The sequence below is a fragment of the Asanoa sp. NPDC050611 genome, from assembly GCF_040654855.1.
GTDB lineage: Bacteria > Actinomycetota > Actinomycetes > Mycobacteriales > Micromonosporaceae > Asanoa.
Map to the genome: position 1 here is coordinate 1 of NZ_JBFAIU010000085.1, position 24,064 is coordinate 24,064.

28 protein-coding genes and 2 pseudogenes are annotated in these 24,064 nt (G+C 73.1%); 17 read left to right on the top strand and 13 right to left on the bottom strand.

Annotated features, from left to right (window positions below):
• The 3 genes and pseudogenes from AB0H87_RS15830 to hemQ form a co-directional block, all read left to right on the top strand.
• Nucleotides 1–87: pseudogene (locus AB0H87_RS15830) on the top strand (sigma 54 modulation/S30EA ribosomal C-terminal domain-containing protein); the annotation flags it as partial.
• A pseudogene (gene hemG, locus AB0H87_RS15835) lies at nt 80–931 on the top strand (protoporphyrinogen oxidase); the annotation flags it as partial. The pseudogenes AB0H87_RS15830 and hemG, both read left to right, overlap by 8 nt.
• Before the next feature lie 15 nt (nt 932–946).
• Nucleotides 947–1,648 carry a hydrogen peroxide-dependent heme synthase gene (hemQ, locus tag AB0H87_RS15840; protein ID WP_360144996.1) on the top strand — a complete coding sequence of 234 codons (702 nt, stop codon included), beginning with the start codon at nt 947–949 and terminating at the stop codon, nt 1,646–1,648.
• Here hemQ and AB0H87_RS15845 read toward each other — a convergent pair.
• The 3 genes from AB0H87_RS15845 to AB0H87_RS15855 are packed head-to-tail and all read right to left on the bottom strand — an operon-like array spanning nt 1,645 to nt 2,836.
• Nucleotides 1,645–2,106, bottom strand: coding sequence for a group II truncated hemoglobin (locus AB0H87_RS15845; protein ID WP_360144999.1), 462 nt, complete (start codon nt 2,104–2,106; stop codon nt 1,645–1,647). The two genes, hemQ and AB0H87_RS15845, sit on opposite strands and share 4 nt — an antisense overlap.
• A 10-nt stretch (nt 2,107–2,116) precedes the next feature.
• A complete protein-coding gene (locus AB0H87_RS15850) occupies nt 2,117–2,554 on the bottom strand; it encodes a GNAT family N-acetyltransferase (RefSeq protein WP_360145002.1) in 438 nt (145 codons plus the stop codon).
• A 21-nt stretch (nt 2,555–2,575) separates the two neighbouring features.
• A complete protein-coding gene (locus AB0H87_RS15855; protein ID WP_360145005.1) occupies nt 2,576–2,836 on the bottom strand; it encodes a Prokaryotic metallothionein in 261 nt (86 codons plus the stop codon).
• A 175-nt stretch (nt 2,837–3,011) separates the two neighbouring features.
• Between AB0H87_RS15855 and AB0H87_RS15860 the strand changes: the two genes are divergently transcribed.
• Both AB0H87_RS15860 and AB0H87_RS15865 read left to right on the top strand, forming a co-directional pair.
• The gene (locus AB0H87_RS15860) at nt 3,012–3,296 is read left to right on the top strand and encodes an isoamylase early set domain-containing protein (RefSeq protein ID WP_360145008.1); all 285 of its coding nucleotides are present in this window, start codon (nt 3,012–3,014) and stop codon (nt 3,294–3,296) included.
• Between the two features lie 42 nt (nt 3,297–3,338).
• Entirely contained in the window at nt 3,339–4,250 is a 912-nt protein-coding gene (locus tag AB0H87_RS15865) for an aminoglycoside phosphotransferase family protein (protein WP_360145011.1), read from the top strand.
• Here AB0H87_RS15865 and msrB read toward each other — a convergent pair.
• Entirely contained in the window at nt 4,234–4,668 is a 435-nt protein-coding gene (gene msrB, locus AB0H87_RS15870) for a peptide-methionine (R)-S-oxide reductase MsrB (RefSeq protein WP_360145014.1), read from the bottom strand. The genes AB0H87_RS15865 and msrB overlap by 17 nt on opposite strands.
• A 69-nt stretch (nt 4,669–4,737) precedes the next feature.
• On the opposite strand from msrB, the gene AB0H87_RS15875 reads away from it, so the two are divergent.
• From AB0H87_RS15875 to ligD, 3 genes are all read left to right on the top strand, one after another.
• Nucleotides 4,738–5,280: a hypothetical protein gene (locus tag AB0H87_RS15875; protein WP_360145017.1), complete on the top strand. Its 543-nt coding sequence runs from the start codon at nt 4,738–4,740 to the stop codon at nt 5,278–5,280.
• 114 nt (nt 5,281–5,394) lie between these two features.
• Nucleotides 5,395–6,126, top strand: a complete 732-nt coding sequence (locus AB0H87_RS15880) for a chaplin family protein (RefSeq protein WP_360145020.1) — start codon at nt 5,395–5,397, stop codon at nt 6,124–6,126.
• A 168-nt stretch (nt 6,127–6,294) separates the two neighbouring features.
• Nucleotides 6,295–7,335: a non-homologous end-joining DNA ligase gene (gene ligD, locus AB0H87_RS15885; protein WP_360145023.1), complete on the top strand. Its 1,041-nt coding sequence runs from the start codon at nt 6,295–6,297 to the stop codon at nt 7,333–7,335.
• Here ligD and AB0H87_RS15890 read toward each other — a convergent pair.
• The gene (locus AB0H87_RS15890) at nt 7,332–7,790 is read right to left on the bottom strand and encodes a GNAT family N-acetyltransferase (protein WP_360145026.1); all 459 of its coding nucleotides are present in this window, start codon (nt 7,788–7,790) and stop codon (nt 7,332–7,334) included. The genes ligD and AB0H87_RS15890 overlap by 4 nt on opposite strands.
• A 46-nt stretch (nt 7,791–7,836) precedes the next feature.
• On the opposite strand from AB0H87_RS15890, the gene AB0H87_RS15895 reads away from it, so the two are divergent.
• Nucleotides 7,837–8,286 (top strand): potassium channel family protein, encoded by a 450-nt coding sequence (locus AB0H87_RS15895; RefSeq protein WP_360145029.1) that lies wholly within the window; start codon nt 7,837–7,839, stop codon nt 8,284–8,286.
• Here AB0H87_RS15895 and AB0H87_RS15900 read toward each other — a convergent pair.
• The 5 genes from AB0H87_RS15900 to AB0H87_RS15920 are packed head-to-tail and all read right to left on the bottom strand — an operon-like array spanning nt 8,240 to nt 13,477.
• Nucleotides 8,240–9,799, bottom strand: coding sequence for an alpha/beta hydrolase (locus AB0H87_RS15900; protein WP_360145032.1), 1,560 nt, complete (start codon nt 9,797–9,799; stop codon nt 8,240–8,242). The two genes, AB0H87_RS15895 and AB0H87_RS15900, sit on opposite strands and share 47 nt — an antisense overlap.
• Entirely contained in the window at nt 9,799–10,920 is a 1,122-nt protein-coding gene (locus AB0H87_RS15905; RefSeq protein ID WP_360145035.1) for an ATP-dependent DNA ligase, read from the bottom strand. The genes AB0H87_RS15900 and AB0H87_RS15905 overlap by 1 nt, the downstream gene beginning before the upstream one ends.
• 50 nt (nt 10,921–10,970) lie before the next feature.
• Nucleotides 10,971–11,471, bottom strand: coding sequence for a DUF456 domain-containing protein (locus AB0H87_RS15910; RefSeq protein WP_360145038.1), 501 nt, complete (start codon nt 11,469–11,471; stop codon nt 10,971–10,973).
• A gap of 17 nt (nt 11,472–11,488) precedes the next feature.
• The gene (gene dgt / locus AB0H87_RS15915; RefSeq protein ID WP_360145041.1) at nt 11,489–13,000 is read right to left on the bottom strand and encodes a dGTP triphosphohydrolase; all 1,512 of its coding nucleotides are present in this window, start codon (nt 12,998–13,000) and stop codon (nt 11,489–11,491) included.
• A 9-nt stretch (nt 13,001–13,009) separates the two neighbouring features.
• Complete coding sequence (locus AB0H87_RS15920) at nt 13,010–13,477, bottom strand: GNAT family N-acetyltransferase (RefSeq protein ID WP_360145044.1); 468 nt, start codon at nt 13,475–13,477, stop codon at nt 13,010–13,012.
• 91 nt (nt 13,478–13,568) lie between these two features.
• On the opposite strand from AB0H87_RS15920, the gene AB0H87_RS15925 reads away from it, so the two are divergent.
• Together AB0H87_RS15925 and AB0H87_RS15930 are read left to right on the top strand one after the other, a co-directional pair.
• Nucleotides 13,569–14,369 (top strand): YndJ family transporter, encoded by an 801-nt coding sequence (locus AB0H87_RS15925; RefSeq protein WP_360145047.1) that lies wholly within the window; start codon nt 13,569–13,571, stop codon nt 14,367–14,369.
• Nucleotides 14,357–14,842, top strand: coding sequence for a DUF1990 domain-containing protein (locus tag AB0H87_RS15930; protein ID WP_360145050.1), 486 nt, complete (start codon nt 14,357–14,359; stop codon nt 14,840–14,842). Before AB0H87_RS15925 ends, AB0H87_RS15930 begins: the two co-directional genes overlap by 13 nt.
• On the opposite strand, the gene AB0H87_RS15935 is transcribed toward AB0H87_RS15930, so the two are convergent.
• Nucleotides 14,839–15,726: a DNA-3-methyladenine glycosylase 2 family protein gene (locus AB0H87_RS15935; protein ID WP_360145074.1), complete on the bottom strand. Its 888-nt coding sequence runs from the start codon at nt 15,724–15,726 to the stop codon at nt 14,839–14,841. The two genes, AB0H87_RS15930 and AB0H87_RS15935, sit on opposite strands and share 4 nt — an antisense overlap.
• Nucleotides 15,727–15,762: 36 nt before the next feature.
• Nucleotides 15,763–16,635, bottom strand: coding sequence for a fused MFS/spermidine synthase (locus tag AB0H87_RS15940; RefSeq protein WP_360145053.1), 873 nt, complete (start codon nt 16,633–16,635; stop codon nt 15,763–15,765).
• 63 nt (nt 16,636–16,698) lie between these two features.
• Between AB0H87_RS15940 and AB0H87_RS15945 the strand changes: the two genes are divergently transcribed.
• Both AB0H87_RS15945 and AB0H87_RS15950 read left to right on the top strand, forming a co-directional pair.
• Entirely contained in the window at nt 16,699–17,217 is a 519-nt protein-coding gene (locus tag AB0H87_RS15945) for a SigE family RNA polymerase sigma factor (RefSeq protein ID WP_360145056.1), read from the top strand.
• Nucleotides 17,214–18,521 carry a hypothetical protein gene (locus AB0H87_RS15950; protein ID WP_360145059.1) on the top strand — a complete coding sequence of 436 codons (1,308 nt, stop codon included), beginning with the start codon at nt 17,214–17,216 and terminating at the stop codon, nt 18,519–18,521. Before AB0H87_RS15945 ends, AB0H87_RS15950 begins: the two co-directional genes overlap by 4 nt.
• Here the strand turns inward: AB0H87_RS15950 and AB0H87_RS15955 are convergent.
• Nucleotides 18,506–19,204 carry a pyrimidine reductase family protein gene (locus AB0H87_RS15955; RefSeq protein WP_360145077.1) on the bottom strand — a complete coding sequence of 233 codons (699 nt, stop codon included), beginning with the start codon at nt 19,202–19,204 and terminating at the stop codon, nt 18,506–18,508. The two genes, AB0H87_RS15950 and AB0H87_RS15955, sit on opposite strands and share 16 nt — an antisense overlap.
• A gap of 155 nt (nt 19,205–19,359) precedes the next feature.
• On the opposite strand from AB0H87_RS15955, the gene AB0H87_RS15960 reads away from it, so the two are divergent.
• The 4 genes from AB0H87_RS15960 to AB0H87_RS15975 form a co-directional block, all read left to right on the top strand.
• A complete protein-coding gene (locus tag AB0H87_RS15960) occupies nt 19,360–19,905 on the top strand; it encodes a plasmid pRiA4b ORF-3 family protein (protein WP_360145062.1) in 546 nt (181 codons plus the stop codon).
• A 113-nt stretch (nt 19,906–20,018) separates the two neighbouring features.
• Entirely contained in the window at nt 20,019–21,761 is a 1,743-nt protein-coding gene (locus AB0H87_RS15965) for an ATP-binding protein (protein WP_360145065.1), read from the top strand.
• A gap of 18 nt (nt 21,762–21,779) precedes the next feature.
• Nucleotides 21,780–22,925: an exonuclease SbcCD subunit D gene (locus AB0H87_RS15970; RefSeq protein ID WP_360145068.1), complete on the top strand. Its 1,146-nt coding sequence runs from the start codon at nt 21,780–21,782 to the stop codon at nt 22,923–22,925.
• Nucleotides 22,922–24,064 (top strand): SMC family ATPase (locus tag AB0H87_RS15975; protein WP_360145071.1); only part of this gene is annotated, 1,143 nt, incomplete at its 3' end. The genes AB0H87_RS15970 and AB0H87_RS15975, both read left to right, overlap by 4 nt.

Below are 24,064 nucleotides of genomic sequence, written 5' to 3' on the forward strand. Positions count from 1 at the left end.
CAGCCGTGGCACATCGCGCGGGTGAAGGAGCACCCGGGCGAGCCGATGACGGTCGACGACGCGCTCTTCCAGATGGAGCTCGTCGGCCCGCCAGGCCCGCACCGAGGGCACGCTGACCGGTGCCGTGAAGGCGGCACAGGCCGCGTTCCCGCGTGTGCCGGGCGGCGCCGTGTTCGCCACCGTCCGCGGCGGGGTGAGCCGGCTGGTCGCCGCGGCCGCCGCCGCCAGCCAGGCCGAGATCCGGATCGGCGCCACGGTACGCGAGATCGCCCGCACGCCCGCGGGCTGGCGGCTCACGGTCGGGGCCACCCGCGACCCGGAGTACGTGGACGTCGACGCCGTCGTGCTCGCCGTGCCGGCCCGCCCGGCCGCCCGGCTGCTCGCGGCGGTCGACACGGTCGCCGCGACGGGCGTGGGCGCGCTCGACTACGCCAGCGTGGCGCTGGTCACGCTCGCGCTGCCCCGGCCCGAGCTGCCGGAGCTGTCGGGCTTCCTGGTGCCGGCCGAGAACGGCACCGCGGTCAAGGCGGCCACCTTCTTCTCGACCAAGTGGGCTCACCAGCGCCGGTCCGACGGCGTCGCGCTCGTGCGGGCCTCGGTCGGCCGCTACGGCGACGAGCACGTGCTGCAGCGCGACGACGCCGAGCTGGCCGCGATCGTCCACAGGGAACTGTCCAACCTGGTCAATCACAGCCTGCCGAAGCCCTTGGACACCAAGGTTCAGCGGTGGGGCGGGGCGCTGCCGCAGTACGCGCCCGGGCACCTCGACCGGGTCGCCGCCGCCCGGGCCGCCCTGCGCGCCGGCGCGCCGACGGTCGCCCTGGCCGGCGCCGGCTACGACGGCGTGGGCATCCCGATCTGCGTACGCTCCGGCGAGGCCGCCGCCGACAGCGTGCTCGCCGCCCTGCGGGCCGGCACCGACAGCGCCTGAGAGAGGATGGTTCGCATGACCGAGCAGACCAACGCCGCCCGGATCCGGGAGCTCAACGACACCATCCGCTACACCATGTGGTCGGTGTTCCGGGCCGCGGAGCCGTTGCCGGACTCCCGCGCCGGGCTGGCCGGCGAGGTCGACACGCTCGTCGCCGACCTGGCGAGCAAGGACGTCACGGTCCGCGGCACGTACGACGTGTCCGGCCTGCGCGCCGACGCCGACGTCCTGATCTGGTGGCACGCCGGGACGAGCGACGCGCTGCAGGAGGCGTACGCCCGGTTCCGTCGCACCGGTCTCGGCCGGCACCTGGCACCGGTCTGGTCGCAGATGGCGCTGCACCGCCCGGCCGAGTTCAACAAGAGCCACCTGCCGGCGTTCCTGGCGGGTGAGGAGGCGCGGGCGTACGTCTGCGTCTACCCGTTCGTCCGCTCCTACGAGTGGTACCTGCTGCCCGACGAGGAGCGCCGCGACATGCTGGCCGAGCACGGCCGGCAGGCGCGCGGCTTCCCGGACGTGCGGGCCAACACGGTCGCGTCGTTCGCGCTCGGCGACTACGAGTGGATCCTCGCCTTCGAGGCCGACGAGCTGCACCGGATCGTCGACCTGATGCGCGAGCTGCGGGCGTCGCGGGCCCGGCGGCACGTGCGCGAGGAGGTCCCGTTCTACACGGGCCGCCGTCGCAGCGTCGCCGAGCTGGTCGAGGCCCTGCCCTAGGGCTGGTACGGCGGGGCCACGCCCCAGCCCCAGTGCGGCACGGGCGCGTGCTCGACCGGCGTCGCGCCCGGCTGCGAGTTGGACATCGCGATCCGGGTGCCCCACTCGAGGTAGCCGACCAGCGCCGCCCGGAACTCCGGGTCGGCCGGCAGCTCCGCGTCGTCCGCGGCGAGGCTCATCAGCGAGGCGAACCGGAAGCGGTGCTCGGGCGTGATGCCGAGGTTCCGGTGGTGGGCCAGCATGTTCTCGTAGCCGCCGAGCTTGTCCGTGTAGTCGGCCGGCCCGCCGAACACCTCGGACCACCAGGTGGTCACGTGGTCGCGGTGCGCCCTGGTCACGCCGCCCGGGAAGAACGGGCTGAGCAGCTCGTCCCGCTCGACCCGGTCGTAGAACGCGTTGATCATCCGCTCGATCGCGGGCCGGCCGCCGGCCCACTCGTACAGCGTCGGGGTGGTCATGATCCGAACACTAGGCCGCCCGCGCCATCGGCAGGTGCGGGATTCCGTCCTCGACGTAGCCCGCGCCGCTGACCGAGTAGCCGAACCGGGCGTAGAAGTCGGCCAGGTGCGCCTGTGCGTCGAGGACCGACGGGCGCTCCCCGACGATCTCCAGCGCGGCGGCCATCAGCCGACCCGCCACGCCCGAGCCCCGGGCCTCCTTGGCGACCACCACCCGGCCGACCCGCATCAGGCCGTCCGGCTCGGTGAGGACGCGCAGGTAGGCCACCGGCGCTCCGGCGCGCTCCACCCAGACGTGCACGGTCGCCGGCTCGGGGTCGCGGCCGTCGATGTCGAGGTATGCCGCCTGCTGCTCGACGACGAACACGGCGCACCGCAGCTCGAGCAGCCGGTAGAGGGTGATCGTGTCGAGGTCGGCGAAGGACGCCGTTCGGAGCTCGTCTCGCATGAGCCCCGAGCATACGGAGGGTCAGCCCGGGTGAGCGCCGATGGTGTCGGTGATCTCGGCGCCCTGCGCCCCCGCGGACGCCCGTGCGCAGTGCGCGCAGCAGAAGAACCGGCCGCCGACCTCGACGCCGTGCCCGACGATCTTCACGCCGCAGTGCTCGCAGATCGGCGCGAGGCGCTGGATCGCGCATTCGAACGAGTCGAAGACGTGCCGGTCGCCGCTGATCGTGGTCACCTCGAACGACAGCCAGTAGTCGTTGCCGCAGGTCTCACACACCGCCATGGTGCCCGCCCCCAATCGGTTACCCGCAGCGTTACCCGGAACTATGCCGCCCTGCAACCGGAACGCCCGATTTGCCTGTTGGAAACGTCGGGTAACGCCCGGTGTGTCGAACCCGCCTGTTACGGGTCCGACAGGGAAGCTCCAAGAGGTTGTGTCCTTACCGGGAGGAGCCGACATGATCAAGAGAAGCAAGCTGTTCGGCAGCAAGACCCGTGTGACGTTCTGCCTGCCCAAGGACACCCCGGTCGGGCAGGTCAGCGTCGTCGGCTGCTTCAACGACTGGGAGCCCGGTCGGCACGAGCTGCAGCCGCGGCGGGACGGCACCCGCACGGTGACGCTCACCCTCGACCCGGGCGAGTACACCTTCCGCTACCTCGCCACCGGTGGCGTCTGGCTCGACGACGAGCAGGCGGACCGGATCGACGGGCACGGCGGCCGGATCGTCCTCGGTCAGCGCTAAAGCAGGTGAAAGACCGGTCATCCCGCCACTAACCTCACGGAGATGACCGCCGAAGAGATCGTCGTACCCCCGGCTCTCGTAGCCGCCCAGGTCCGGTTCCGCGGCGCAGCGGGCCGGGCCTGGGTGGACGGGGTGGCCCGCACGGCGGCGGAGTACCTCGACCGCTGGCGGTTGCGCCGCGACGGCCCGACCCGCAGCGGGGTGGCCGGCCTCGTCCTTCCGGTGATCACCGAGGACGGCACTCCCGCGATGCTCAAGCTCCAGGACACCGACTGGGAACACCCGGGCGAGGGCCTCGCCCTGCGCACCTGGGCCGGCGACGGCGCCGCGCACCTGCTCCGCGAGGACCCGGAGACCTGGACGCTGCTGATCGAGCGTCTCGACCCCGAACGCGACCTGCACTCCGTGCGAGACGACGAAGCCGCGGTGCGGGTCATCGCCGCGCTCCTGAACCGGCTCAACGCGCACACCGCGCCGCCGGAGATCCCGCCGCTGGCGGACCGTGCCCGGAAAATGATCGAGGACGCGCCGGCGATCGCGGCGAGCCTCGCCGACCCGGCCGAGGGCCGGCTGCTCCAGCGGTGGGCCGACATGCTGGCCGAGGTGGCCGGCGAGGCCGGCGACCGGCTGCTGCACTGGGACCTGCACTACGAGAACGTGCTCGCCGCGGACCGCGAGCCGTGGCTGGCCATCGACCCGAAGCCACTGGCCGGCGATCCGGGTTTCGAGCTGCACCCGGCGCTGTGGAACCGGTGGGACGCCGCCGATGCCGAGCGCACGATCCTGCGCCGGTTCGACGTGATGGTCGAGGTGATGGGCCTCGACCCGGCTCGCGCGGCCGTCTGGACGGTCGGCCGCAGCCTGCAGAACTCGATCTGGGCGGTCGAGGACGGCGACCACGTCCTCGACCATCAGCAGGTGACGATCGGCGCCGCGGTCACTCGGCGGGGATGAGCCGCATGCTCACCGAGTTGATGCAGTAGCGGGCGTTCCTGGCCGTGAATCCCTCGCCGTCGAAGCGGTGGCCGAGGTGCGAGTCGCAGTGCGCACAACGCACCTCGACGCGGACCATGCCGAGCGACCGGTCCTCGATGTAGCGGATCGCGCCCGGGATGGCCTCGTCGAACGACGGCCAGCCGCAGTGCGAGTCGAACTTCGTGCCGCTGGCGAACAGTGCGGCTCCGCAGGCCCGGCAGACGTAGGTGCCCGGGGTCTTGGTGTCGACGTACTCGCCGGTGAACGGCCGCTCGGTGCCGGCCTCGCGGAGCACCCGGAACTCCTCGGGGTTGAGCCGGACCCGCCATTCGGCCTCGGACCTGGGCAGCTCTTCGGTGGGGATTTCGGTCACGGGGGAGGACTTCTCGGGTGCCATGCGTCAACCGTACGACCCCCTTCGCCTGAGGGCCGATTACCTCGGTGTGACCTCGTCGTTGAGGAGGGCATGCGTACACCGGCCAGGTTGGCCAGTGGTCAGGCGTGGGAGCCCCTACCGGGCGACCCGCTGTGCTTCCGGCCGACCTGGCGGCAGGCGCTGGGCCGAGGCATGTGGGTGGGGCTGCTGGTCGCGGGCGCGCTCGCGCTGACCGGCCTGTCCGCGCTGCTGGCGCCGGTGCTCGCGCACTGGCTCTTCGGTGTCGAGCCGCAGCGGTCGGTCCCCCCGCAGAGCTGGTGGGCGCTGGCCCTGCCGGTGCCCGTGGGCGGCCTGCTCGGGATGCTGGTCGGCCGCCGCGTCGGCGCGGACCTGGACGCCGTCGGCGCCTGGGCGGTGCCGGGGGCGCTCGGCGCCTCGGCGCCGTGGCACCGCGTGGTCGAGGTGCGGATGGAACGCCGCGGCCGGCGGACGGTGGTCGCGCTGCCGCTGGTCGACGGCTCGATCGTCCGGCTCCGCGCGCCCTACGACGGACACGGGCTGGGGCGCGACCCCGACTTCGAGCGGAAGCAGTTCCGTATCCGGTTGCACTGGGAGACCCACCGGTACGGCTGACCCTGGCTGGGTGATCTGCGTCCGACCGCTTCGGCGTTTTCGGACATTACGCTCTAAGCTCCCACAAATGCTCCTTTCGGTACGAATCTCCCGGACGACAGGAACAGGACGACGATGACCATCAAACGACGGCTGGCCAACGCTGCCCTGCCGGCCGCCGGCCTCGCGGTTGTGGCCGGCGCACTCGCCCTCTCCGGCCAGGCGGCCGCCGCCGCCCCGCTCGGCGACGGCGCGGGCCTCGGCGAGACCGGCGACCCGGGCGCGACGGCGGCGGCCGCTGCCACGGACCGGGCGCAACTCGTCACGGACGAGGTGCGCGACGCCACCGACCGGGCCCTGGCCGCGGTGGGCGAGGCACCCGCGGACGACGACGCGGACGGGGGCGACGACGAGGGCGCGTCGAAGGGCCCGTCGGACCTGCCGGCGGCGGCGAAGTTCGGCAGCGGCGTCTCGCACATCGCCACGGGCCACAACGCCGGCATCCTCAACGGCAACCAGGTGGTCGTGCCGGTGCAGGTCGACGTGAACCTTTGCGGTAACAGCATCGCCGTGCTGGGCAACGCCGCGGCCTCCTGCGGCGACGACGACGAGGAGCCGCCGGCGGACGAGGAACCGCCGCCGCCCACGGACCAGGAGGAGCCGCCGCCGGTGCCGCTGCCCCGGCCGGTCGAGGAACCGCCGGTCGCGCCGCCGGTCGCCGAGCCCGAACTGCCTCGGACCGGCCTGCCGGTCGGCTCGATCGCGGGCTTCGGCGGCCTGCTCACCGCCGGCGGCGCCGCGATGCAACTCGCCGGCGTCCGCGGCCGCTACGTCGGCCGCCACCGCCGCCGCCCCCGCCCGTCCTGAGGCTTTGCTCTGCATCCAGATACGCATCACCCCGGCCCGTCCTGAGGCTTTGCTCTGCATCCAGATACGCACCACCCCCGCTGACCTGCGGTGCGTATATGGATGCAGAGCAAAGCTTCCCCGATAGGGGGCCGTCGGGGAGGTGGTCGGGGGCATAGTGTCGACGGCATGCCGTCGAAGAAGGCCGCCGCTGTCGAGGTCGAGGTCGCCGGGCACGCCGTGCGGCTCAGCAGCCCGGATCGCGTGATGTTTCCGCGGGCCGGCTACACCAAGCAGGACGTGTTCGACTACTACCTGGCCGTCGGTGACGGCATCATGCGCGCGCTCGATCACCGGCCGACCACACTGCAGCGCTTTCCCGACGGGATCGACGGTGAGGCGTTCTACCAGAAGCGGCTGCCCGCCCGCGGCACGCCCGACTGGCTCAACGGCGCCGAGATCACGTTCCCGAGTGGGCGCACGGCGACCGAGCTGTGCCCGATCGACCTCGCCCACGTCGCCTGGGCGGCCCAGATGAACTCCGTGGTCTTCCACGCCTGGCCCGTGCGGGACGCCGACCCCGACCATCCCGACGAGCTGCGGATCGACCTCGACCCGCAGCCCGGCACCGACTTCGGCGACGCCGCCGAGGCCGCCGGCGAGCTGCGGGCGGTTCTCGAGGAGATCGGCGCGACCGGCTGGCCCAAGACCTCCGGTGGTCGCGGCGTGCACGTCTACCTGCGGATCCAGCCGCGGTGGACGTTCGTCGAGGTGCGCCGGGCCACGATCGCGCTCGCCCGGGCGCTGGAGCGGCGCCGGCCCGACCTGGTCACCACGAGCTGGTGGAAGGAGGAGCGGGGCGAGCGCGTGTTCGTCGACTTCAACCAGATGGCCCGCGACCGGACGATCGCCTGCGCCTACTCGCTGCGGGCCAACGCCCGGGCCACCGCGTCGACGCCGGTGACCTGGGCCGAGCTGCCCGACGTGGAGCCCGACGACTTCGACCTGCGTACGCTGCCGAAACGGTTCGCCCAGATCGGGGACCCGCACGCCGGCATCAACGACACGGCGTTCGACATCACCCCGCTGCTGGAGTGGTCGGCGGCCGACGAGCGCGAGGGCCGCGGCGGCGACATGCCTTACCCGCCCGACCACCCGAAGATGCCGGGCGAGCCGCCCCGGGTGCAGCCGAGCAAGAAGAACCCGGCCAACTGGACGACCGAGGGCTAGAGCGCCAGCTTCATGCCCTCGTGGGTCGCCGCGAAGCCGAGCGACTCGTAGAACCGCTTCGCCTCGGGGCGGCGCTTGTCGGTCGTGAGCTGGACCAGCGCGCAATCAGCGGCCCGGGCCTGGTCGATCGCCCAGGAGATCATCCGGCGGCCCAGGCCCGCGCCGCGGTGGCCGGCCGCCACCCGCACCGCCTCGATCTCCATGCGCCACGCGCCGCGGCGGCTGAGCGTCGGGAAGACGATGAGGTGCATCGTGCCGACGATCTCGCCGTCGAGTTCGGCCACGACCACGGAGATCCGGGGGTCGGCGTCCAGCGCCTCGAAGGCCCGCCAGTAGGCGGCGTCCACCTCCTCGGACACCGTCTCGCGGCCGGAGCCGAGCGGGTCATCTGCCAGAAGCCCGACAATCGCCGGTACATCGGCCCGCAAAGCGGACCTGAAGATCACGTCGGTCACGCCGAGCAGCCTCGCACATCGACACGCGGGTGCATGATGATGCGCCATGAAGGCCTTGCTGCTGCCGTTCAAGGCGATCTACCGCGGGTTGGTCTACTTCGCCAACTCGCCGCGGACGCTGATGCTGTCGTACGCCTTGATGATCGTCATCGCGGCGTCGCTCTACAGCATCTTCGAGAAGGTCGGGGTCGGTGACTCGCTCTGGTGGGCCGTGGTCACCGCGTCGACGGTCGGGTACGGCGACATCTCGCCGGACACCTGGCAGGCGCGCGCCATCGCGGTGGTGCTCATCTCCACGATGGTGCTGCTGGTGATCCCGCTGATCACCGCGCACTTCGCCAGCAAGCTGATCGTCGACACCGACGCGTTCCGGCACGAGGAGCAGGAGGAGCTCAAGAACAACCTGCGGGTCGTACGCCGGCTGCTGGAGGAGATGGCCGCGAAGGAGGCTACTGCGCCGGGCAGCGCTTCCCCTCTGGCGGAAGCGTCTGATTGAGGATGTACGCGTCGACCGCCGCGGTGATGCACCCGGTCTGCGGGTAGGCCGTGTGCCCCTCGCCCTCCCAGGTCAGCAGCCGCCCGACGCCGAGCATGTCGGCCAGGGCCGGCGCCTGGGCGTACGGGGTCGCCGGGTCGCCGGTCGTGCCGACCACCAGGATCGGCGCGGACCCGGTGGCCGGACCCGTCGGGTAGGGGTCGTGCCCGCCGGGCCACTCCGAGCACGGCAGCATGCCCACCGCGAGCGGCGCGCCGAACAGCGGGATCGACGAGCGCCACTGGCCCTGGTAGGTGCGGACCTGGTCGGCGTTGGGCACGGTTTTCTGGTCGGCGCAGTTGACGGCGATGTTGGCGTCGAACAGGTTGGAGTAGGTGCCGTTCGGGTCGCGCTCGGCGTAGGAATCGGCGAGCTGGAAGACCTGGTCCGGGTTGCCGCCCTCGAGCGACTTGATCGCGCCGGCCAGCGCCTGCCAGCCCGACTGGGTGTAGAGCGACGAGATCACCGCGTAGAACACCCAGCCGGAGGTCGCCTTGCGCCCACCCTTGCCGGTGACCGGGGAGACCTCGGCCTTCTCGATCGCCGTGTTGACCGCCGCCTTCGCGTCGGGGGCGATCGGGCACTTGTCGGGTGTCGCCGTGCACCACTTCGAGAAGTTGTCGAACGCCAGCGCGAAGCCCTTCGCCTGGCTCTCGGAGCCGGCGACGAAGTTCTGCCGCGGGTCGACCGCGCCGTCGAGCACCAGCGCCCGGACGTTCTGCGGGTAGAGCTGGGCGTAGGTGGCGCCGAGCAGCGTGCCGTAGGAGTAGCCGAGGTAGGTCATCTTGTCGTCGCCCACGGCCGAGCGGATCGCGTCCATGTCGCGGGCCGTCTGCACGGTCGAGAACAGCTTGAGCTTGTCGCCGTACTTGGCGCCGCACTCCTGGCCGATGCTCTTGTTGAGGTCGACCAGGCCGTCGAACTCCGGCTGGGTCACCGGGTCGGGCACGTAGCCGAAGCTCTCGTCGAGCTGTTCGTCGCTGATGCACTCGACCGGGCTGGACCGGTCGACGCCGCGCGGGTCGAAGCCGACGATGTCGAAGCGGTCGGTCACCTCCTCCGGGATGCCCTGGAAGGCCGAGCCGAAGGAGAGGTAGACGGCCAGGTCGACGCCGGAGGCGCCCGGGCCACCCGGGTTGACCAGCAGCGAGCCGATCCGGTCGTGCTGCTTGTCGGACCGCACCCGGATCAGCGCGATGTCGAAGGTGTCGCCGTTGCCCTTGTCGGCCCAGTCCTGCGGCACCTTGATGGTCGCGCAGTCGTAGCTCATCCCGCTCGCGCCGCGGCCGACCAGCTTGCCGGGCACGTCGGGGCAGGGCCGCCAGTCGGCCTGGCCGGAGGCGGCCGGCGCGGGCCGGCCGGCGGGTGGGACGTTGTTGCCGGAGTTCGGCGCGACCACCGGCACCGTGCAGCCGGCCAGCACGAGCAGGCCGGCCAGCAGGCCGAGGGCGATGAGGCGGAAACGTAAGCGCACTACGCGACTCCCGTGCCGGCGGCGGGGTCGCCGCCCAAGACCTGGTCGACGTCGAACCGGACAGGGCGCTCCAACTGGTCGTAGCCGCACGAGCGCGGGTCGCGGTCGGGCCGCCAGCGGACGAACTGGGCGGTGTGCCGGAAGCGGTCGCCCTCCATCGCGTCGTAGCCGACCTCGACCACGAGGTCGGGGCGCAGCGGCTCCCAGGCGAGGTTCTTGCCGCCGGTCCAGCGGCTGACCCCGCCGGGGCGGCGCTGGCCGGTCGCGCTGGTCGGGCCGACCTGCTGCGCGTCGCTGTCGGCGTCGATCCACGGGTGCTCGGCGGGCTCGCGGTAGTCGGCCAGCTCCTCGAGCAGCTCGGCGCGGCGGGCCATGCTGAACGACGACGAGACGCCGACGTGGTGCAGCACGCCGTGCTCGTCGAAGAGGCCGAGCAGCAGCGAGCCGACCACGGGGCCGGACTTGTGCCAGCGGAAGCCGGCGACCACCGCGTCGGCCGTCCGCGCGTGCTTGATCTTGAACATCAGCCGCTTGTTCGGCTCGTACGCGATGTCGGCCGGTTTGGCGATCAACCCGTCGAGCCCGGCGCCCTCGAAGATCTCGAACCAGCGCCGTGCGGTCTCGATGTCGTGCGTGGTGGGCGTGATGTGCACCGGCGGCCGCACGCCGGCCAGCGCCTTCTCCAGCCTGGCCCGGCGGGTCGCGTAGGGCTGGTCGACCAGCGCCTCGTCGCCGAGCGCGAGCAGGTCGAAGGCCACGAAGTCGGCCGGCGACTCGGTCGCCAGCAGCTTGACCCGGGACGCGGCCGGGTGGATGCGCTGGGTCAGCCAGTCCCACTCGAGCTTGGGCTGCTGCCCCTCCGCGCGGTGGATCACCACGATCTCGCCGTCGATCGCGCACCGCTCCGGGAGCTGCGCCTTGGCCTGCTCGACCACCTCGGGGAAGTAGCGGGTGAGCGTCTTGCCGCCGCGGCTGGCCAGCTCGACCTCGTCGCCGTCGCGGAACACGATGCACCGGAAGCCGTCCCACTTGGGCTCGTAGCTCATGCCCTCGGCCTCGGGGATCTGCGGCACGCTCTTGGCGAGCATCGGCTCGACCGGCGGGTTGATCGGCAGGTCCATCTCACAGAGTCTTCCAGATTCGCGTATCGAAGCGGGTCCCGGAGCCGCGATCAGCTCACCAGGACCGCCGCCGTCCAGGTGATCGCGATGAACAGGGCCGAAGCCAGCTCGACCAGCATCGCGAGGCCGGCCGCCTTGATCGCGTGCTTGGTCGAGGGCCACGCGAGCTTGCTGTCGCCGAGCCGGGCGATCTCGGCGAGCCAGATGCCGGCCACGAAGCCGATCACCAGGCCGACCACCGGAATCAGGAAGAAGCCGACGATCGCCAGGACACCGCCGAGGAGCAGGGTCCGGTTGGGTACGCCGCTGCGCTTGAGGTTGCGGCCGGGCCAGGCGTACTTGACCACGATGCCGACGCCGGCGATCAACGTGACCAGTGCGAGCAGGCCCCACCGGGTGGCGCCCTCGCCGGCCAGGAACGCCCACGCCACCGCGGACGCCCAGCAGAGCAGCAGGCCGGGCAGGAACGGGATCAGGACGCCGAAAACGCCGACCACCATGGCGACCCCGCACAGGATCGTGACGTTCGTGTTGGTGTCGGTCAGATCCATTCGGGCACTCTAGCGGCCTACAGCACGAACGCGTCGGTCCAGAGTTGGCCCGACCGGCCCGAGAGGGCATCGAGCAGGGCGACTGCCTGCTGGTCGGTGAGCGCGGCGACGAAGTCGACGATCGCCCGGCCGCGGGCGCGGGCCGCCCGGTCCGGGGTGGCGGCCGGCAGCTCCGCCTCGGCCAGCTCGACCAGGTCGTGCAGGCGTTGCGGCAACCGGGCCTCCTCGGCCGGGTCGACGATCCAGGCCAGCAGCGCCTCGACCAGGGTGCCCAGCAGTCGGGCCTGGCCGCGCTGGTGCAGTGCCAGGTCGGGGCGGTCCAGCACGAACCGGTGGTGGATCAGCTTGAGCACCTGGACCTCGTGCCACTGCGGCCGGTCCAGCAACACGTAGCCGGAGCGGATCGACGGGTTGTCGGTCAGCCGGATCGCGTCGACCAGCCGCCGGGTCCACCGGCCGGAGAACCGGGCCACGTACTGCTCCGCGGCCACCGAGCCGTCGAACTGGTCGGCCAGCAGCCCGTCGACCAGGTCGTGCCGGACCTGCTCGACCGCGTCCGCGAACGCCTCGTCGTCGGAGATCCAGCGGTCCCGGCGGTGCAGGCGGCGGCGCAGCTTCTCGATCGCCGCGCCGGCCTGGCGGCTGCCGGCGTCGAGCGCCGCGTCGGACAGGCCGCCGAGCCGCTTGGCCTCGCGCTGCCAGCCGAGCAGCTCGGCCGCGACGGTGCCCTGCTGCAGCACGCCGACGCGGTGGAAGTCCTCGACGTCGTGGATCGCGTACGCGATGTCGTCCGCGGTGTCCATGATGGACGCCTCGACGGTCTGCTGCCAGGCCGGGATCCGGCCCACGAACGGGGCCCGGGCCTGGCGCAGGTCCTCGACCTCGGTGGTGTAGGCGCCGAACTTGGCCGAACCGCTGGACGGGTCCCAGCTCGGTGCGGACGCGCCGCGCGGCGCCGGGCTCATCCGGCGCGGGTGCGGGTCCGGGTAGCCCAGCCGGGTCCACGGGTACTTGACGATCGCCGCGCGGACCGCGGCGGTCAGGTTGAGCCCGATGGTGGCGGCGCCGCGGATCTCGGTGCTGGTGACGATGCGGTACGACTGCGCGTTGCCCTCGAACCCGTCGGGCAGCCCGAGCCGCTCGCGGGCCAGCCGGTCCAGCACGGCCTCGCCGAGGTGACCGAACGGCGGGTGGCCGAGGTCGTGCGCGAGCGCGGCCGCCTCGACCACGTCGGGGTCGCAGCCGCCGAGCTTGTCGAGCAGCACGAGGTTGTCGGGGTCGGCGGTGAGCCGTTCGGCGATCGCCCGGGCCACCTGGGCGACCTTGAGGCTGTGGGTGAGCCGGTTGTGCACGAGCAGGCCGCTGCCGCCGGGGCTGATCACCTGGGTGACCCCGCCCAGCCGGGCGAAGAAGGGCGAGGTGACGATCCGGTCGCGGTCGGCACGGAACGGGCTGGCGGCCAGGTCGCCGGGCGAGGTGTGCCCGGTGTCGAACAGGCGCCGCGCGCGGGGATCGACCGGCTCCGGCATGATCCGACGCTAGCGCACCGCGGGTTTCGCCAGGTGGACCAGCCCTGGCCCGCGGCCGAGCGGCCGCCGGTCGAAGACGGTGTAGCCGTTGCGCTCGTAGAGCCGGATGTTGTCGTGGCTGGCCGCGCCGGTGAACAGCTCGTACCGGCGCGCCGAGGGGTGCTCGGCCTCGACCGCCCGCAGCATCCGCCAGCCGAGTCCCTGCCCGCGCAGGTCGGGCGCGACCCCGAGCCGGCCGATGTGGCAGGTGCCGTCCTCGTCGAGCCGGCCACGGCCGACGGCGACCAGCCGCCCGCGCGGCGTCCGCCCGACCAGCACGGTGGTGGGACCGGCGATCACGGCCGCGATCTCGGCGAGGGTCTCGGTGAGCATCGGCAGGTGGGGGTCGTCGTACCGCTGCGCCTCGGTGAGGAACGCCGCGCGCTGCAGGGTGAGCACCTCGCCGGCGTCGTCGGGCGCGGCCCGTCGGATCTCCATGCGGGTCAGCACACCGGCCCGTGGTGCGGAGCACAGGCGGCGCGCTCGACGCGTCTCGACACGTGGGACTTGAACGTGTTCAAATGATCTCGTGACCGCGCTCCTGAACCTCGTCGACGCACTTGCCATGCTGCTGCTCGTGCCGTTGGCGCTCGGCCTGGTCGGTGCGCCGGCGGCGGTGCGGCGGGTGTGGCCCTGGGTCGCCCTGCCGGCGGCCGTGGCGCTGTGGCTGCCGCGCGGAGCCGGCGCCGCCGTGCTCGCCGCGCCCTATCTCGTCCTGTCCGTGGCGCTGGCGGTGGTCGCCGTCCGCCGGCTGCGCCGGTTCGCGGCCGCCGACGTCGCGGTGGCGACCGGGTTCGCGGCGCCCGTGGTCGCCGCGGCCGCGCTGGTCGCCGAGCGGGCCGGGCACCGGCTGCTCGGCTTCCCGCTGGAGACGCTCGCGCTGACGGTGCCGCACCTGCACTACGCGGGCCTGGTCGCGGCCGTGGTCGCCGCCCTGGTCTGCCGGGCCACCGGCGACTCGGCGCTCGGCCGCGCGGCCGCCTGGTGCGTGCCGGCCGGCACCGGGACCGTGCTGGTCGGCTACTTCATCGGCGATCCCGTCGAGCTGGCCGGCGCCGCGGTGCTGACCGTCGGCATGTGGCTCGTCGGCGGGCTGACCGTGGCCCGGGTCCGCGCGCCGGGCTGGGCTCGCGTGCTGTTCGTGATCTCGTCCGGCATGCTGGTGGTCACGATGCTGCTGGCGCTCGACTGGGCGGCCGGGCACGTCTTCCCGGTGCCGCACCTGTCGATCTCGTGGATGGTGGCGACGCACGGGCTGCTCAACGCGGTCGGCTTCGCGTTGTGCGCGCTGCTCGCCTGGCGACGGACGGAGACGAGATGGGTTCCCTGACCTACGCCGAGGTCGGCGCGACCGAGACCGGGCAGCTGCCGCCGGGCTACCGGCACCTGCGCTACCGCACGGCCGTGGGGCACGACGTCTTCGCGGCCGCGGCGGAGGCGGTGCTGACCTGGCGGATGCACCGCGCGGCGCGGATCAGGGTGGACACGGCGGCGCCGCGGGCGGCCGCCGGCGTGGACGTGACCATGCACATCGGGCCGCTGCCGGCGCCGTGCCGGGTGGTCTGGGTGGTCGACGAGCCGGGGCGGGCCGGTTGGGGCTACGGCACGCTGCCGGGCCATCCCGCCCGCGGCGAGGAGGCGTTCGTGGTCAGCCAGGGCGCCGACGGGACGACCTGGTTCGAGGTGACGGCGTTCAGCGTGCCGGCCGGGCGGCTCATGCGCGCCGCCGGCCCGGTCGGGCCGCTGTTCCAGCGGACCTACGCGGCCTGGTGCGCCCGCGCGCTGCGCCGGCTGGTGCGCTAGAACCTCGCGAACGAGCGGATCGGCATCCGCGGGCCGAACTTCGGTGCCATCAGGCCGCTGGCCTCCAGCAGCATGCAGACCCGGCCGCGGTGGCCGCGGAACGGCTCGAGCAACTCGAGCATCCGGGCGTCGGTGCCGCGCGCCTCGCCGGCGAGGTTCCAGGCCACCATGTTCGGGATGTGGAAGTCGCCGACGCTGACGGCGTCCGCGTCGCCGTACGCGATCCGGACGACCTCGGCGGCGGTCCAGACGCCGATGCCGGTGATCGAGCGCATCCGGGTGGTCGCCTCGGCGGCGGTCGCGCAGCGCTCGATCGCGGCGGCCGCGACGGCGGCCCGGCGCAGCGTGTCGGCCCGCTTCTGCTCGACGCCGAACGGGTGGAACACCCAGTAGGGCTGGGCCGCGATCACCTCCGGCAGCGGCGGCAGCGTGAGCCCGTCGAGCGGGCCGGGCGCGGGGGTGCCGAACTTCCGCACGGTCCCCGCGTAGCCCTTGTAGGCCTCCTTGCCGGTGACCTTCTGCTCGAAGATCGCCCGCATGAGCCGGGGGAAGACGATCCCGGTCGTCGGGATCCGCCGGCCGCGGTGCACCCGGGCCACCTCGCGCACCACGGGGTGGGCGGTGGCCAGCTCGGCGAAACCGGTGAGGTCGTCGCGCAGCCCGGCGACCGCGTCGGCCTGGTCGACGACCCAGCCCCGGCCCTCGCCGTACCCGGTGGCGGTCAGCTCCTGGCCCTGGCTGCGGAGCGCCAGCGTGGCCGGACCCTCCGGGGTGTGCGTGGCCCACCAGAACGTGTCGCCGGTGAACCGGGCGCACGGGTCCCAGCGGCTCATCGGGATCGGGCCGACCGAGCCGCCGAGGTGGTAGCCCTCCGGGACACGCATCACCCGCTGCACGGCGTCAACTCTCGCACAGGTGTGTCATTCCGCGACCTCGGGCCGGGGGCCGAACATGCCGACCGGCGGGGGAGCGGACGGCGTGGCGTCGGCGTCGGTGACGACCGTCTCACCGCCGGCGAACCGGCTCAGGTCGTCGCCGGTCAGCAGCCGGCCGGGGAACCAGTCGCCGGCCACCCGGCGGCCGATCTCCGCGGTTGGCAGCGGGGTGTTGGCGGCGGTCAGCACGAGGTTGCCGAACCGCCGGCCGCGCAGCACGGACGCGTCGGCCACGAGCGCGACCTCGGCGAACACCTCCGCGACGGTGGCGACCTGGGCCTTGGCCAGCCCGAACGGGGGCCCGTCGGTCATGTTGACCAGGTAGCGCCCGTCCGGGTGCAGCACCCGGGCGGCCTCGTGGACGAACTCGACCGAGCGCACGCTGGCCGGCGTACGCGCGCCGGAGAACACGTCGACGATCACCACGTCGAACTCGTCCTCGTGCGCCTTGCGCAGCTCGGTGCGCGCGTCGCCGATCCGGACCTTCAGCTTGGGGTCGGGCCGCCACGGCAGCCACTCGCGGACGAAGTCGACGAGCTTGGCGTCGGCCTCCACGACCCGCTGCCGGCTGCCCGGCCGGCTGGCGGCGATGTAGCGGGCCAGCGTGAGCCCGCCGCCGCCGAGGTGCAGCACGCGCAGCGGCATCCGGGGCGGCGCGGTCAGGTCGAGGGAGGCGGCGATCCGGCGGACGTACTCGAACTCGAGGTAGGTCGGGTCGTCGAGGTCCACGTGCGACTGCGGCGCGCCGTCGACCAGCAGCGTCCAGGCGTTCGGCCGGTCGTGGTCGGGCAGCAGCTCCGCGACCCCCGACCCGATCTGGGCGACCACCCGCCGCTGCTGTCCGCGCTGTCGACCCATGCCGTCCAACCTAATCTGCTCACCTACCCCTCCGAGCGGGGCGCGGGGAGCGTGTATCCAGATATGGCGGCTGAGGACTCGTTCCGCGACTACGTCGCGGCGCGGCTGGCGGGCCTGTCCCGCGCCGCCTACCTGCTGACGGGGGACCGGCATCTCGCGGAAGATCTGGTGCAGCAGGCGCTGATCCAGGTCGCCAGCCGGTGGGAGAAGATCTCCGCCGCTGGCGATCCGGATCCGTACGTCCGCCGGGTGCTCTACCACCAGCACGTCTCCTGGTGGCGGCGGCGCCGGCTGGTGGACCGGCCGCATGCCGAGCCGCCGGACACCGCGGTGACCGACCGGGTGTCCGACAAGGCGGTGTCCGACAAAGACACCGAGCTGACGGTGCGGCAGGCGCTGCGCCGGCTGACCCCGCGGCAGCGGGCCGTGCTGGTGCTGCGTTACTTCGAGGATCTGACCGAGGTGCAGACCGCCGAGGTGCTCGGCTGCTCGGTCGGCACGGTGAAGAGCAACACCCGCGACGCGCTGGCCCGGCTGCGGGCCACCGCGCCCGAGCTCGAAGACCTCCGGGGGGCGCGATGAGCGAGCGGCTGCTCGATGACCTCGCCGACGAGATGCCGCCGGCGCGGCTTCCCGCCGACCTGTGGACGGCCGGTCGGCGGCTCCGGCAACGGCGGCGCGTCGGCTACGCCGTCGCCGCGGTCGTCGTGCTGATGCTGGTCGTGGCACTGCCGGGGCTCGCGGCACACCGCCGGGCGGCGCTGGTGCCGGCCGACGGGCGTGGTGGGGTGCCGTCCCGGGTGGAGCTGCCGCACTTCTGGCAGGCGGCGGTCGGGCAGTGGCCGGCCGGCGCGGGCGGACCGGCGGCGCTGGTCTATTTCACCGACCGGACGCGCTACTTCGAGAGCACCGGGGTGGCCGTGGGCGTATCCGGCAGCTACCGGCTGATCTACCAGGACATCGGCGAGGGAGAGGGGCTGCTCACGGCGGACGGGCGCTACTACGTGCGACCCGGGCTGCGGATGCTCGACCTGACCACCGGCGACGAACGGCAGCTGCCGGGCGCGGGCCAGCCGCTCGCCCTCTCACCCGACGGCCGGGAGCTGCTGGTCGGTGTCGCCAACGACGACGGCGTGATCAGCTACGGCGACGACGCGATACCCGACAACGACCCCGACAAGCCGGACGACCTGGTCGCGATCGACCTGCGTACGGGTGAGCGCCGGTTCGTCGCGGTCGGGCGGCTGAACTCGTACAGCACCGCGGCGTGGTCGCCGGACGGCACCCGGATCGCCGTCGAGGGTCCGGTCGGTCGCGGCGACACCGGGCGGCGCTGGTCCGTCATGGACGCCCGCACCGGCGCACCGCTCTGGTCGTTGGACGTGCCGCTGACGCAGGGGCTGTCGGGCCCGGCCGCCTGGACACCCGACGGCCGCCGGCTCGTCGTGTTCTCGTTCACCGGCTGCACGAGCACCTGCGACCAGGCCGGCTACCTGGCCCGGAGCTGGCGGGTCGAGCAGGCGGACGCGGCGTCCGGCCTGCTGCTGGGCGAGGCGATGCTGATGCCGTCCGGCGAGCCGGTCCGGTCGATCGGCTGGCAGGACGGCCGCGATCTGGTGTTCACCTACCGTCCGGACCCGGCCGGCGAGGCGCGCACGACGCTGGTCGCGCTAGGCCCGCAGGGACCGTTCAGGACGCTCGTCGAGACCCCCGCCGGCGTTTCCGGCCTCGCGGTCGCGGGCGACCTGGTCAGGGCCGGCGCTTACGGTGGGCCGGCACCCAGCCCGTCGATCTGGGCCGCACCGGCCTGGGCCTACCTGCTGGCCACGGCGCCCTTCCTGCTCCTGGCGCTCTGGATCGTCCGGCGCCGTCAGCGGCGGGTGTAGCGGAGCATCAGCAGGTCGTCGGCGCCGAGCAGCGTGTGGTGCAGCCGCATCGGTGCCGGGCCGCCCTCCCGGTGCGGGCCCGCGGTGATCCGTCCCGCCGCCGGGCCGGTCAGCAGCGGCGAGACGGTCAGGCACAGCTCGTCGACCAGGTCCGCGGCGGTCAGGGTGCCGAACAGGTGCGGGCCGCCCTCGCAGAGGATCTGGTCCAACCCCCGCTCGCGCAGCGCGGCCAGGGCCGCGGTGATGTCGAGTTCGCGCTCGCCGATGCGTACCACGTCGGCCACATCGGCGAGGCCCGGCGGCGCCGTCGCGGCGGTCGTGGTCAGCACCACCGGCCGGGCCGGCGCCTGGGTGAAGACCGGCGACGCCGGGTCGACGGCGAGGCTGGCGCTGACGATGGCCAGCGTCGGCGCGTCCGGCAGGCCGTGCGCCCGCCGCCAGGCCCGGCGCGACTCGTCGAGCGTCACCGCCCCGTAGCCCTCGTGGCGCAGCGTGCCGGCACCGACCAGCAGGCCGTCGCAGACCTTGCGGAGGATGCCGAACACGCGCTTGTCCGCCGGGCCGGACAGGCCGGCCGAGTAGCCCTCGACCTCGACCGCGCCGTCGACGCTGGTCACGAAATTGACCCGGACAGTCGGCCGTTCGGCCCGGGCGTACCACTGCGTGAGCTGCTCGTCGTCCAGTTCCTCGCCCGGCGCCGCAGTTGCGTCGACGCTCCACAGGGCACGGATGGTCGGTGCCGTGCTCACAGGCGCGCACCGTTGCTTCGGGAGGCCGCTCCGGGGGTACGGTGCTGACAGTCGCAGCTCATCCGGCCACCCTATCGAGGTACCAGCTCATGCCCCGGCAGATCTTCCAGGTCAAGGTGACGCTGGCCGACGTGCTGCCCGAGGTCTGGCGCCGGGTGGAGGTGCCGGGCGGTTACACGCTCGACCGGGTGCACCGGGTGGTCCAGCACGCGATGGGCTGGCAGGACTACCACCTGCACTCCTTCGAGGTCGACGGCGTGCAGTACGGCGAGCCCGACCCCGACGGCGAGCTGGCCGTCCGCGACGAGCTGGACGTGCGCCTCGACGCCGTCGCGCACAAGGGGACCCGGCTGCTCTACACCTACGACTTCGGCGACTGGTGGGAGCACGACCTGCTGGTCGAGGACGTGTTCGTGGCCGAGCCGGACGAGCGCTACCCGCGCTGCGTCGCCGGCGAGCGGGCCTGCCCGCCGGAGGACGTGGGTGGGGCGTTCGGCTACGCCGAGCTGCTGGGTGCCCTCTCCGACCCGGTGCATCCCCAGCACGTGCAGCTCAGGGGCTGGGTCGGCGGTGGCTTCGACCCGGCGGCGTTCGATGTGGCGCGGGCGTCGACGCTGGTGCGCCGCCTCACATAACGGCCCCCAAAGGATGAAACTCTCTTTCATCTCATCCGGCACCGCCCCGCGCGTCGGCTGGGAGCTGGTCGTACTGATGTTGCAAGATGCGAGTCGTGGCAGCGGTGGGAGCGATGGGTGAGCAGAGTGCGGTCGGCCGGGTGCTCGGCACCTCCGACGCCACTCCGCTGCAGTTCTGGACGGCCGTCGCGCCGGGCAGCTACCTGCAGCTCGACGACGTGGTGGTGACCACCCGGGAGCTGCCCGACGGGCGGCCGCCGGTGCGCATCGCCGGCGTGGTGACCCAGGTCCGGGCCCGGCACGAGGGCGCCGTCTTCGACTCCGACGTCTTCTCGATCGCCGACGGCACGCTGCCCGCCCAGGTGCAGGAGGCGGCCGAGATCACCGTCACCCGGGTCGACCCGGAGCTCTACGTGCCGCCCGCGCCGGGCGCGCTGGTGCACCGGGCCACCGGCGACCTGCGGGCCGCGGCGCTGCACTTCGACCGGATGGAACGCCAGATCCCGATGGGCACGGGTCGTGACGGCGTGCCGGTCTACCTCAACGCCGACTTCCTCGACGGCACCCGCGGCGCGCACGTGTCGATCTCCGGCATCTCCGGCGTCGCCACCAAGACGAGCTTCGCCACGTTCCTGCTCTACTCGGTGTTCAACTCGGGCGCGCTGGGCGGCGACGGGGTCAACGCCAAGGCGCTGATCTTCAACGTCAAGGGTGAGGACCTGCTCTTCCTCGACCACCCCAACGTCAAGCTCGACGACCGCACCACCGCGGCGTACGCGGCCCTTGGGCTGCCCGCGAAGCCGTTCGCCGACGTGCGGGTTTACGCGCCGCCGCGGCTGGGCGACGCGTCCGGCACGCCCGACGTGAGCAGCCGGCTCGCGGGTGTCGACAGCTTCTACTGGACGCTCGAGGAGTTCTGCGCCGACCGGCTGCTGCCCTACGTGTTCGCGGACGCCGACGACGAGCGCCAGCAGTACACGATGGTCGTCCACGCGGTCACCGCCCACCTGGCCCGGCACGCGGTGCCGGCCGACGGCGGCATCGCGATCGACGGCACGCGGCTCGGCTCCTACGCCGACCTCGTCGACTTCGTGGTCGCGCAGCTCTCCGACGACGAGACCCGCTACACGTGGACGGGCAGCGCGGTCGGGCTCGGCACGATCAACGCGTTCGCCCGGCGCCTGATCGCCAGCAAGCGCGACCTCGGCCGGCTCATCCGCGGCGACCTCGCCACCCGCCGGCCGCACCAGATCAACACCGACGAGAGCGCCCAGGTCACCGTCGTCGACCTGCACAACCTGCCCGACCGCGCCCAGCGGTTCGTGGTCGGCGTGACGCTCAAGAAGGAGTTCGAGCGCAAGGAGAAGAAGGGCACCGCCAAGCCGCTGCTCTTCGTGGTCCTCGACGAGTTGAACAAATACGCGCCGCGCGAGGGCTCGTCGCCGATCAAGGAGGTGCTGCTCGACATCGCCGAACGGGGCCGCTCGCTCGGCGTGATCCTGGTCGGCGCGCAGCAGACCGCCAGCGAGGTCGAGCGCCGGATCGTCACCAACTCGGCCGTCCGCGTCGTCGGCCGGCTCGACCCGGCCGAGGCGTCCCGCCCGGAATACGGCTTCCTGCCGCCCGCGCAACGGCAGCGGGTGCTGCTGGCCAAGCCCGGCACGATGTTCGTCAACCAGCCCGACATCCCGGTGCCGTTGTGCCTGGAGTTCCCGTTCCCGTCGTGGGCGACCCGGCACTCCGAGGCGGGCGCGGCGCCGGCCGGCTCGCTGCGGTCCGTCACCCAGTCGGCCGACCCGTTCGCGGTGGTCGGCTCCCGGTCGGGGGCGATCTCCGACGACGACATCCCGTTCTAGTTCGGAGGAGGTTTCGTCGTGCGCGTTCTGCACACCTCGGACTGGCACGTCGGCAAGGTCCTCAAGGGACAGTCGCGGGCCGAGGAGCACGTCGCGGTGCTCGCCCAGGTGGTCGAGATCGCCCGCGCCGAGCAGCCGGACCTGGTGATCGTCGCCGGCGACCTCTACGACACGGCGGCGCCCTCGCCGGAGTCGACCAGGCTGGTCACCCGCGCGCTGTCGGCCCTGCGGCGCACCGGCGCCGACGTGGTGGCGATCGGCGGCAACCACGACAACGGCGCGGCGCTCGACGCGCTCCGGCCCTGGGCCGACGCCGCCGGCATCACGCTGCGCGGCAGCGTGCGGGAGAACCCCGCGGAGCACGTGATCTCCGGGACCACCGCAGGCGGCGAGCGGTGGCGGTTGGTCGCCCTCCCGTTCCTGTCCCAGCGGTACGCGGTCCGGGCGGTCGAGATGTACGACCTGACCGCGGCCGAGGCGACCCAGACGTACGCCGACCACCTGTCGCGGCTGATCGGCAAGCTCACCGAGTCGTTCTCCGAGCCCGGCGTGGTCAACCTGGTCACGGCGCACGTGACCGTGGTGGGTGCCAGCCAGGGCGGCGGCGAGCGCGAGGCGCAGACGGTGCTGGGCTACGCCGTGCCGGCCAACGTGTTCCCGACCAGCGCCCACTACGTGGCGCTCGGCCACCTGCACCGGGCGCAGACGGTGCTCGGGCCGTGCCCGGTCCGCTACAGCGGCAGCCCGCTGGCCATCGACTTCGGCGAGGGCGAGAACGTGCCGGCCGTCTCGATCGTCGAGGTGACCGCACAGACGGCGGCGAAGGTGCGCGAGGTGCCGGTGACCGCGGCCGTCTCGTTGCGCACCGTGCGAGGTTCCCTGGAGCAGCTCGCGACCTTGCAGACCGGGGAGGCCTGGCTGCGGGTGTACGTGCGTGAGCTGCCCCGGGCCGGGTTGCGCGAAGAGGTCCAGGAGCTGCTGCCGCGGGCGCTGGAGGTGCGGATCGACCCGGACATGGTGGCCACCGCCCCTGGGCCGCGGGCCGAGGAACGCGCCGGACGCTCACCACGTGAGCTGTTCGCCGCCTATCTCTCCAGTCGCGGTGTGGCTGACGAGGGTGTCCAGGATCTGTTCGACGAGCTCTACGAGGAGGCCTCCGCATGAGGCCGTTGCGGCTTGATATGGCGGGGTTCACCGTCTTCCGGGACGAGACGACCGTCGACTTCACCGACGCCGACTTCTTCGCGCTGGTCGGGCCCACCGGGGCCGGCAAGTCCACCGTGCTCGACGCGATCTGCTTCGCGCTCTACGGCCAGGTGCCGCGGTGGGGCAGCAGCCGGGGCATCGCGAACGCGCTGTCGCCGTCGGCCACCGAGGCGCGGGTGCGGCTGGTGTTCGAGTCCGCCGGCGCCCGCTACGTGGCCACCCGGGTGGTGCGCCGCGACGGCCGGGGCAACGTGAAGACCGGCGGCGCCGGCCTGCAGCAGATGCCCGACAACTTCGAGGTGTCCAAACTCGACACCGGCATGACGCCCGAGGACCTCGGTGACGTGCTGGCCGGCACCCCGGCCGAGATGGACGAGGCGGTGCTGCAGGCGGTCGGGCTGCCGTACGAACAGTTCACGAGCTGTGTGATCCTCCCGCAGGGCCAGTTCGCCGACTTCCTGCACGCCAAGCCCGCGACCCGGCAGCAGATCCTGGTCAACCTGCTCGGCCTGCACGTCTACGAGGACATCCAGAAGCGCGCGACCGCGCGGGCGCAGCAGGCCGACGCCGACCTGCGGGCCGTCGACCAGCTCCTCGCCGGTCTCGACGACACCTCCGACGAGGCCCTGGCCGCCGCGGTGGCACGGGTCGACGCGATGGTGGCGCTGGCGTCCGCGGTCACGGCCGGGATGCCGGCGCTCGAGGACGCGCGGCGCGTGGCGGCAGAGGCGGGGGCCGGGCTGGCGGCGCTGGACGACGAGATCGCGCTGCTCGACCGCGTACGCGCACCGCGCGGCGTCGCCGCCTGGGCCGCGGCCGTGGCCACCGCCCGCGACGCCGCCACGGCGGCCGGCGACGCGGTGACGGCGGCCGAGGAGCGCGAGGAGAAGGTCCGCGGCGAGCTGGCCGCGGCCGGCGACCCGGCGGCGCTGCGGCTGCTGCTGCGCGCCCACGACGAGCACGCCGCGGTCACCGCCGAGGCGGCCACCCTCCAGGACGGACATCCCGAACCGCAGGCTCGACCTGCTGGTCGGCGACGAGGAGCTGGCGCGGCGGCGGGAGCGCTGGACGCCACCAGCCACCGTCGGCCGGCGCCT

Bases quoted from the DNA above. Each gene is read 5' to 3' on its own strand.
- hemQ (WP_360144996.1), top strand. From the start codon at position 947: ATGACCGAGCAGACCAACGCCGCCCGGATCCGGGAGCTCAACGACACC.
- AB0H87_RS15845 (WP_360144999.1), bottom strand. From the start codon at position 2,106: ATGACCACCCCGACGCTGTACGAGTGGGCCGGCGGCCGGCCCGCGATC.
- AB0H87_RS15850 (WP_360145002.1), bottom strand. From the start codon at position 2,554: ATGCGAGACGAGCTCCGAACGGCGTCCTTCGCCGACCTCGACACGATC.
- AB0H87_RS15855 (WP_360145005.1), bottom strand. From the start codon at position 2,836: ATGGCGGTGTGTGAGACCTGCGGCAACGACTACTGGCTGTCGTTCGAG.
- AB0H87_RS15860 (WP_360145008.1), top strand. From the start codon at position 3,012: ATGATCAAGAGAAGCAAGCTGTTCGGCAGCAAGACCCGTGTGACGTTC.
- AB0H87_RS15865 (WP_360145011.1), top strand. From the start codon at position 3,339: ATGACCGCCGAAGAGATCGTCGTACCCCCGGCTCTCGTAGCCGCCCAG.
- msrB (WP_360145014.1), bottom strand. From the start codon at position 4,668: ATGGCACCCGAGAAGTCCTCCCCCGTGACCGAAATCCCCACCGAAGAG.
- AB0H87_RS15875 (WP_360145017.1), top strand. From the start codon at position 4,738: ATGCGTACACCGGCCAGGTTGGCCAGTGGTCAGGCGTGGGAGCCCCTA.
- AB0H87_RS15880 (WP_360145020.1), top strand. From the start codon at position 5,395: ATGACCATCAAACGACGGCTGGCCAACGCTGCCCTGCCGGCCGCCGGC.
- ligD (WP_360145023.1), top strand. From the start codon at position 6,295: ATGCCGTCGAAGAAGGCCGCCGCTGTCGAGGTCGAGGTCGCCGGGCAC.
- AB0H87_RS15895 (WP_360145029.1), top strand. From the start codon at position 7,837: ATGAAGGCCTTGCTGCTGCCGTTCAAGGCGATCTACCGCGGGTTGGTC.
- AB0H87_RS15905 (WP_360145035.1), bottom strand. From the start codon at position 10,920: ATGGACCTGCCGATCAACCCGCCGGTCGAGCCGATGCTCGCCAAGAGC.
- AB0H87_RS15910 (WP_360145038.1), bottom strand. From the start codon at position 11,471: ATGGATCTGACCGACACCAACACGAACGTCACGATCCTGTGCGGGGTC.
- dgt (WP_360145041.1), bottom strand. From the start codon at position 13,000: ATGCCGGAGCCGGTCGATCCCCGCGCGCGGCGCCTGTTCGACACCGGG.
- AB0H87_RS15920 (WP_360145044.1), bottom strand. From the start codon at position 13,477: ATGGAGATCCGACGGGCCGCGCCCGACGACGCCGGCGAGGTGCTCACC.
- AB0H87_RS15930 (WP_360145050.1), top strand. From the start codon at position 14,357: ATGGGTTCCCTGACCTACGCCGAGGTCGGCGCGACCGAGACCGGGCAG.
- AB0H87_RS15935 (WP_360145074.1), bottom strand. From the start codon at position 15,726: ATGCGTGTCCCGGAGGGCTACCACCTCGGCGGCTCGGTCGGCCCGATC.
- AB0H87_RS15940 (WP_360145053.1), bottom strand. From the start codon at position 16,635: ATGGGTCGACAGCGCGGACAGCAGCGGCGGGTGGTCGCCCAGATCGGG.
- AB0H87_RS15945 (WP_360145056.1), top strand. From the start codon at position 16,699: ATGGCGGCTGAGGACTCGTTCCGCGACTACGTCGCGGCGCGGCTGGCG.
- AB0H87_RS15950 (WP_360145059.1), top strand. From the start codon at position 17,214: ATGAGCGAGCGGCTGCTCGATGACCTCGCCGACGAGATGCCGCCGGCG.
- AB0H87_RS15960 (WP_360145062.1), top strand. From the start codon at position 19,360: ATGCCCCGGCAGATCTTCCAGGTCAAGGTGACGCTGGCCGACGTGCTG.
- AB0H87_RS15965 (WP_360145065.1), top strand. From the start codon at position 20,019: ATGGGTGAGCAGAGTGCGGTCGGCCGGGTGCTCGGCACCTCCGACGCC.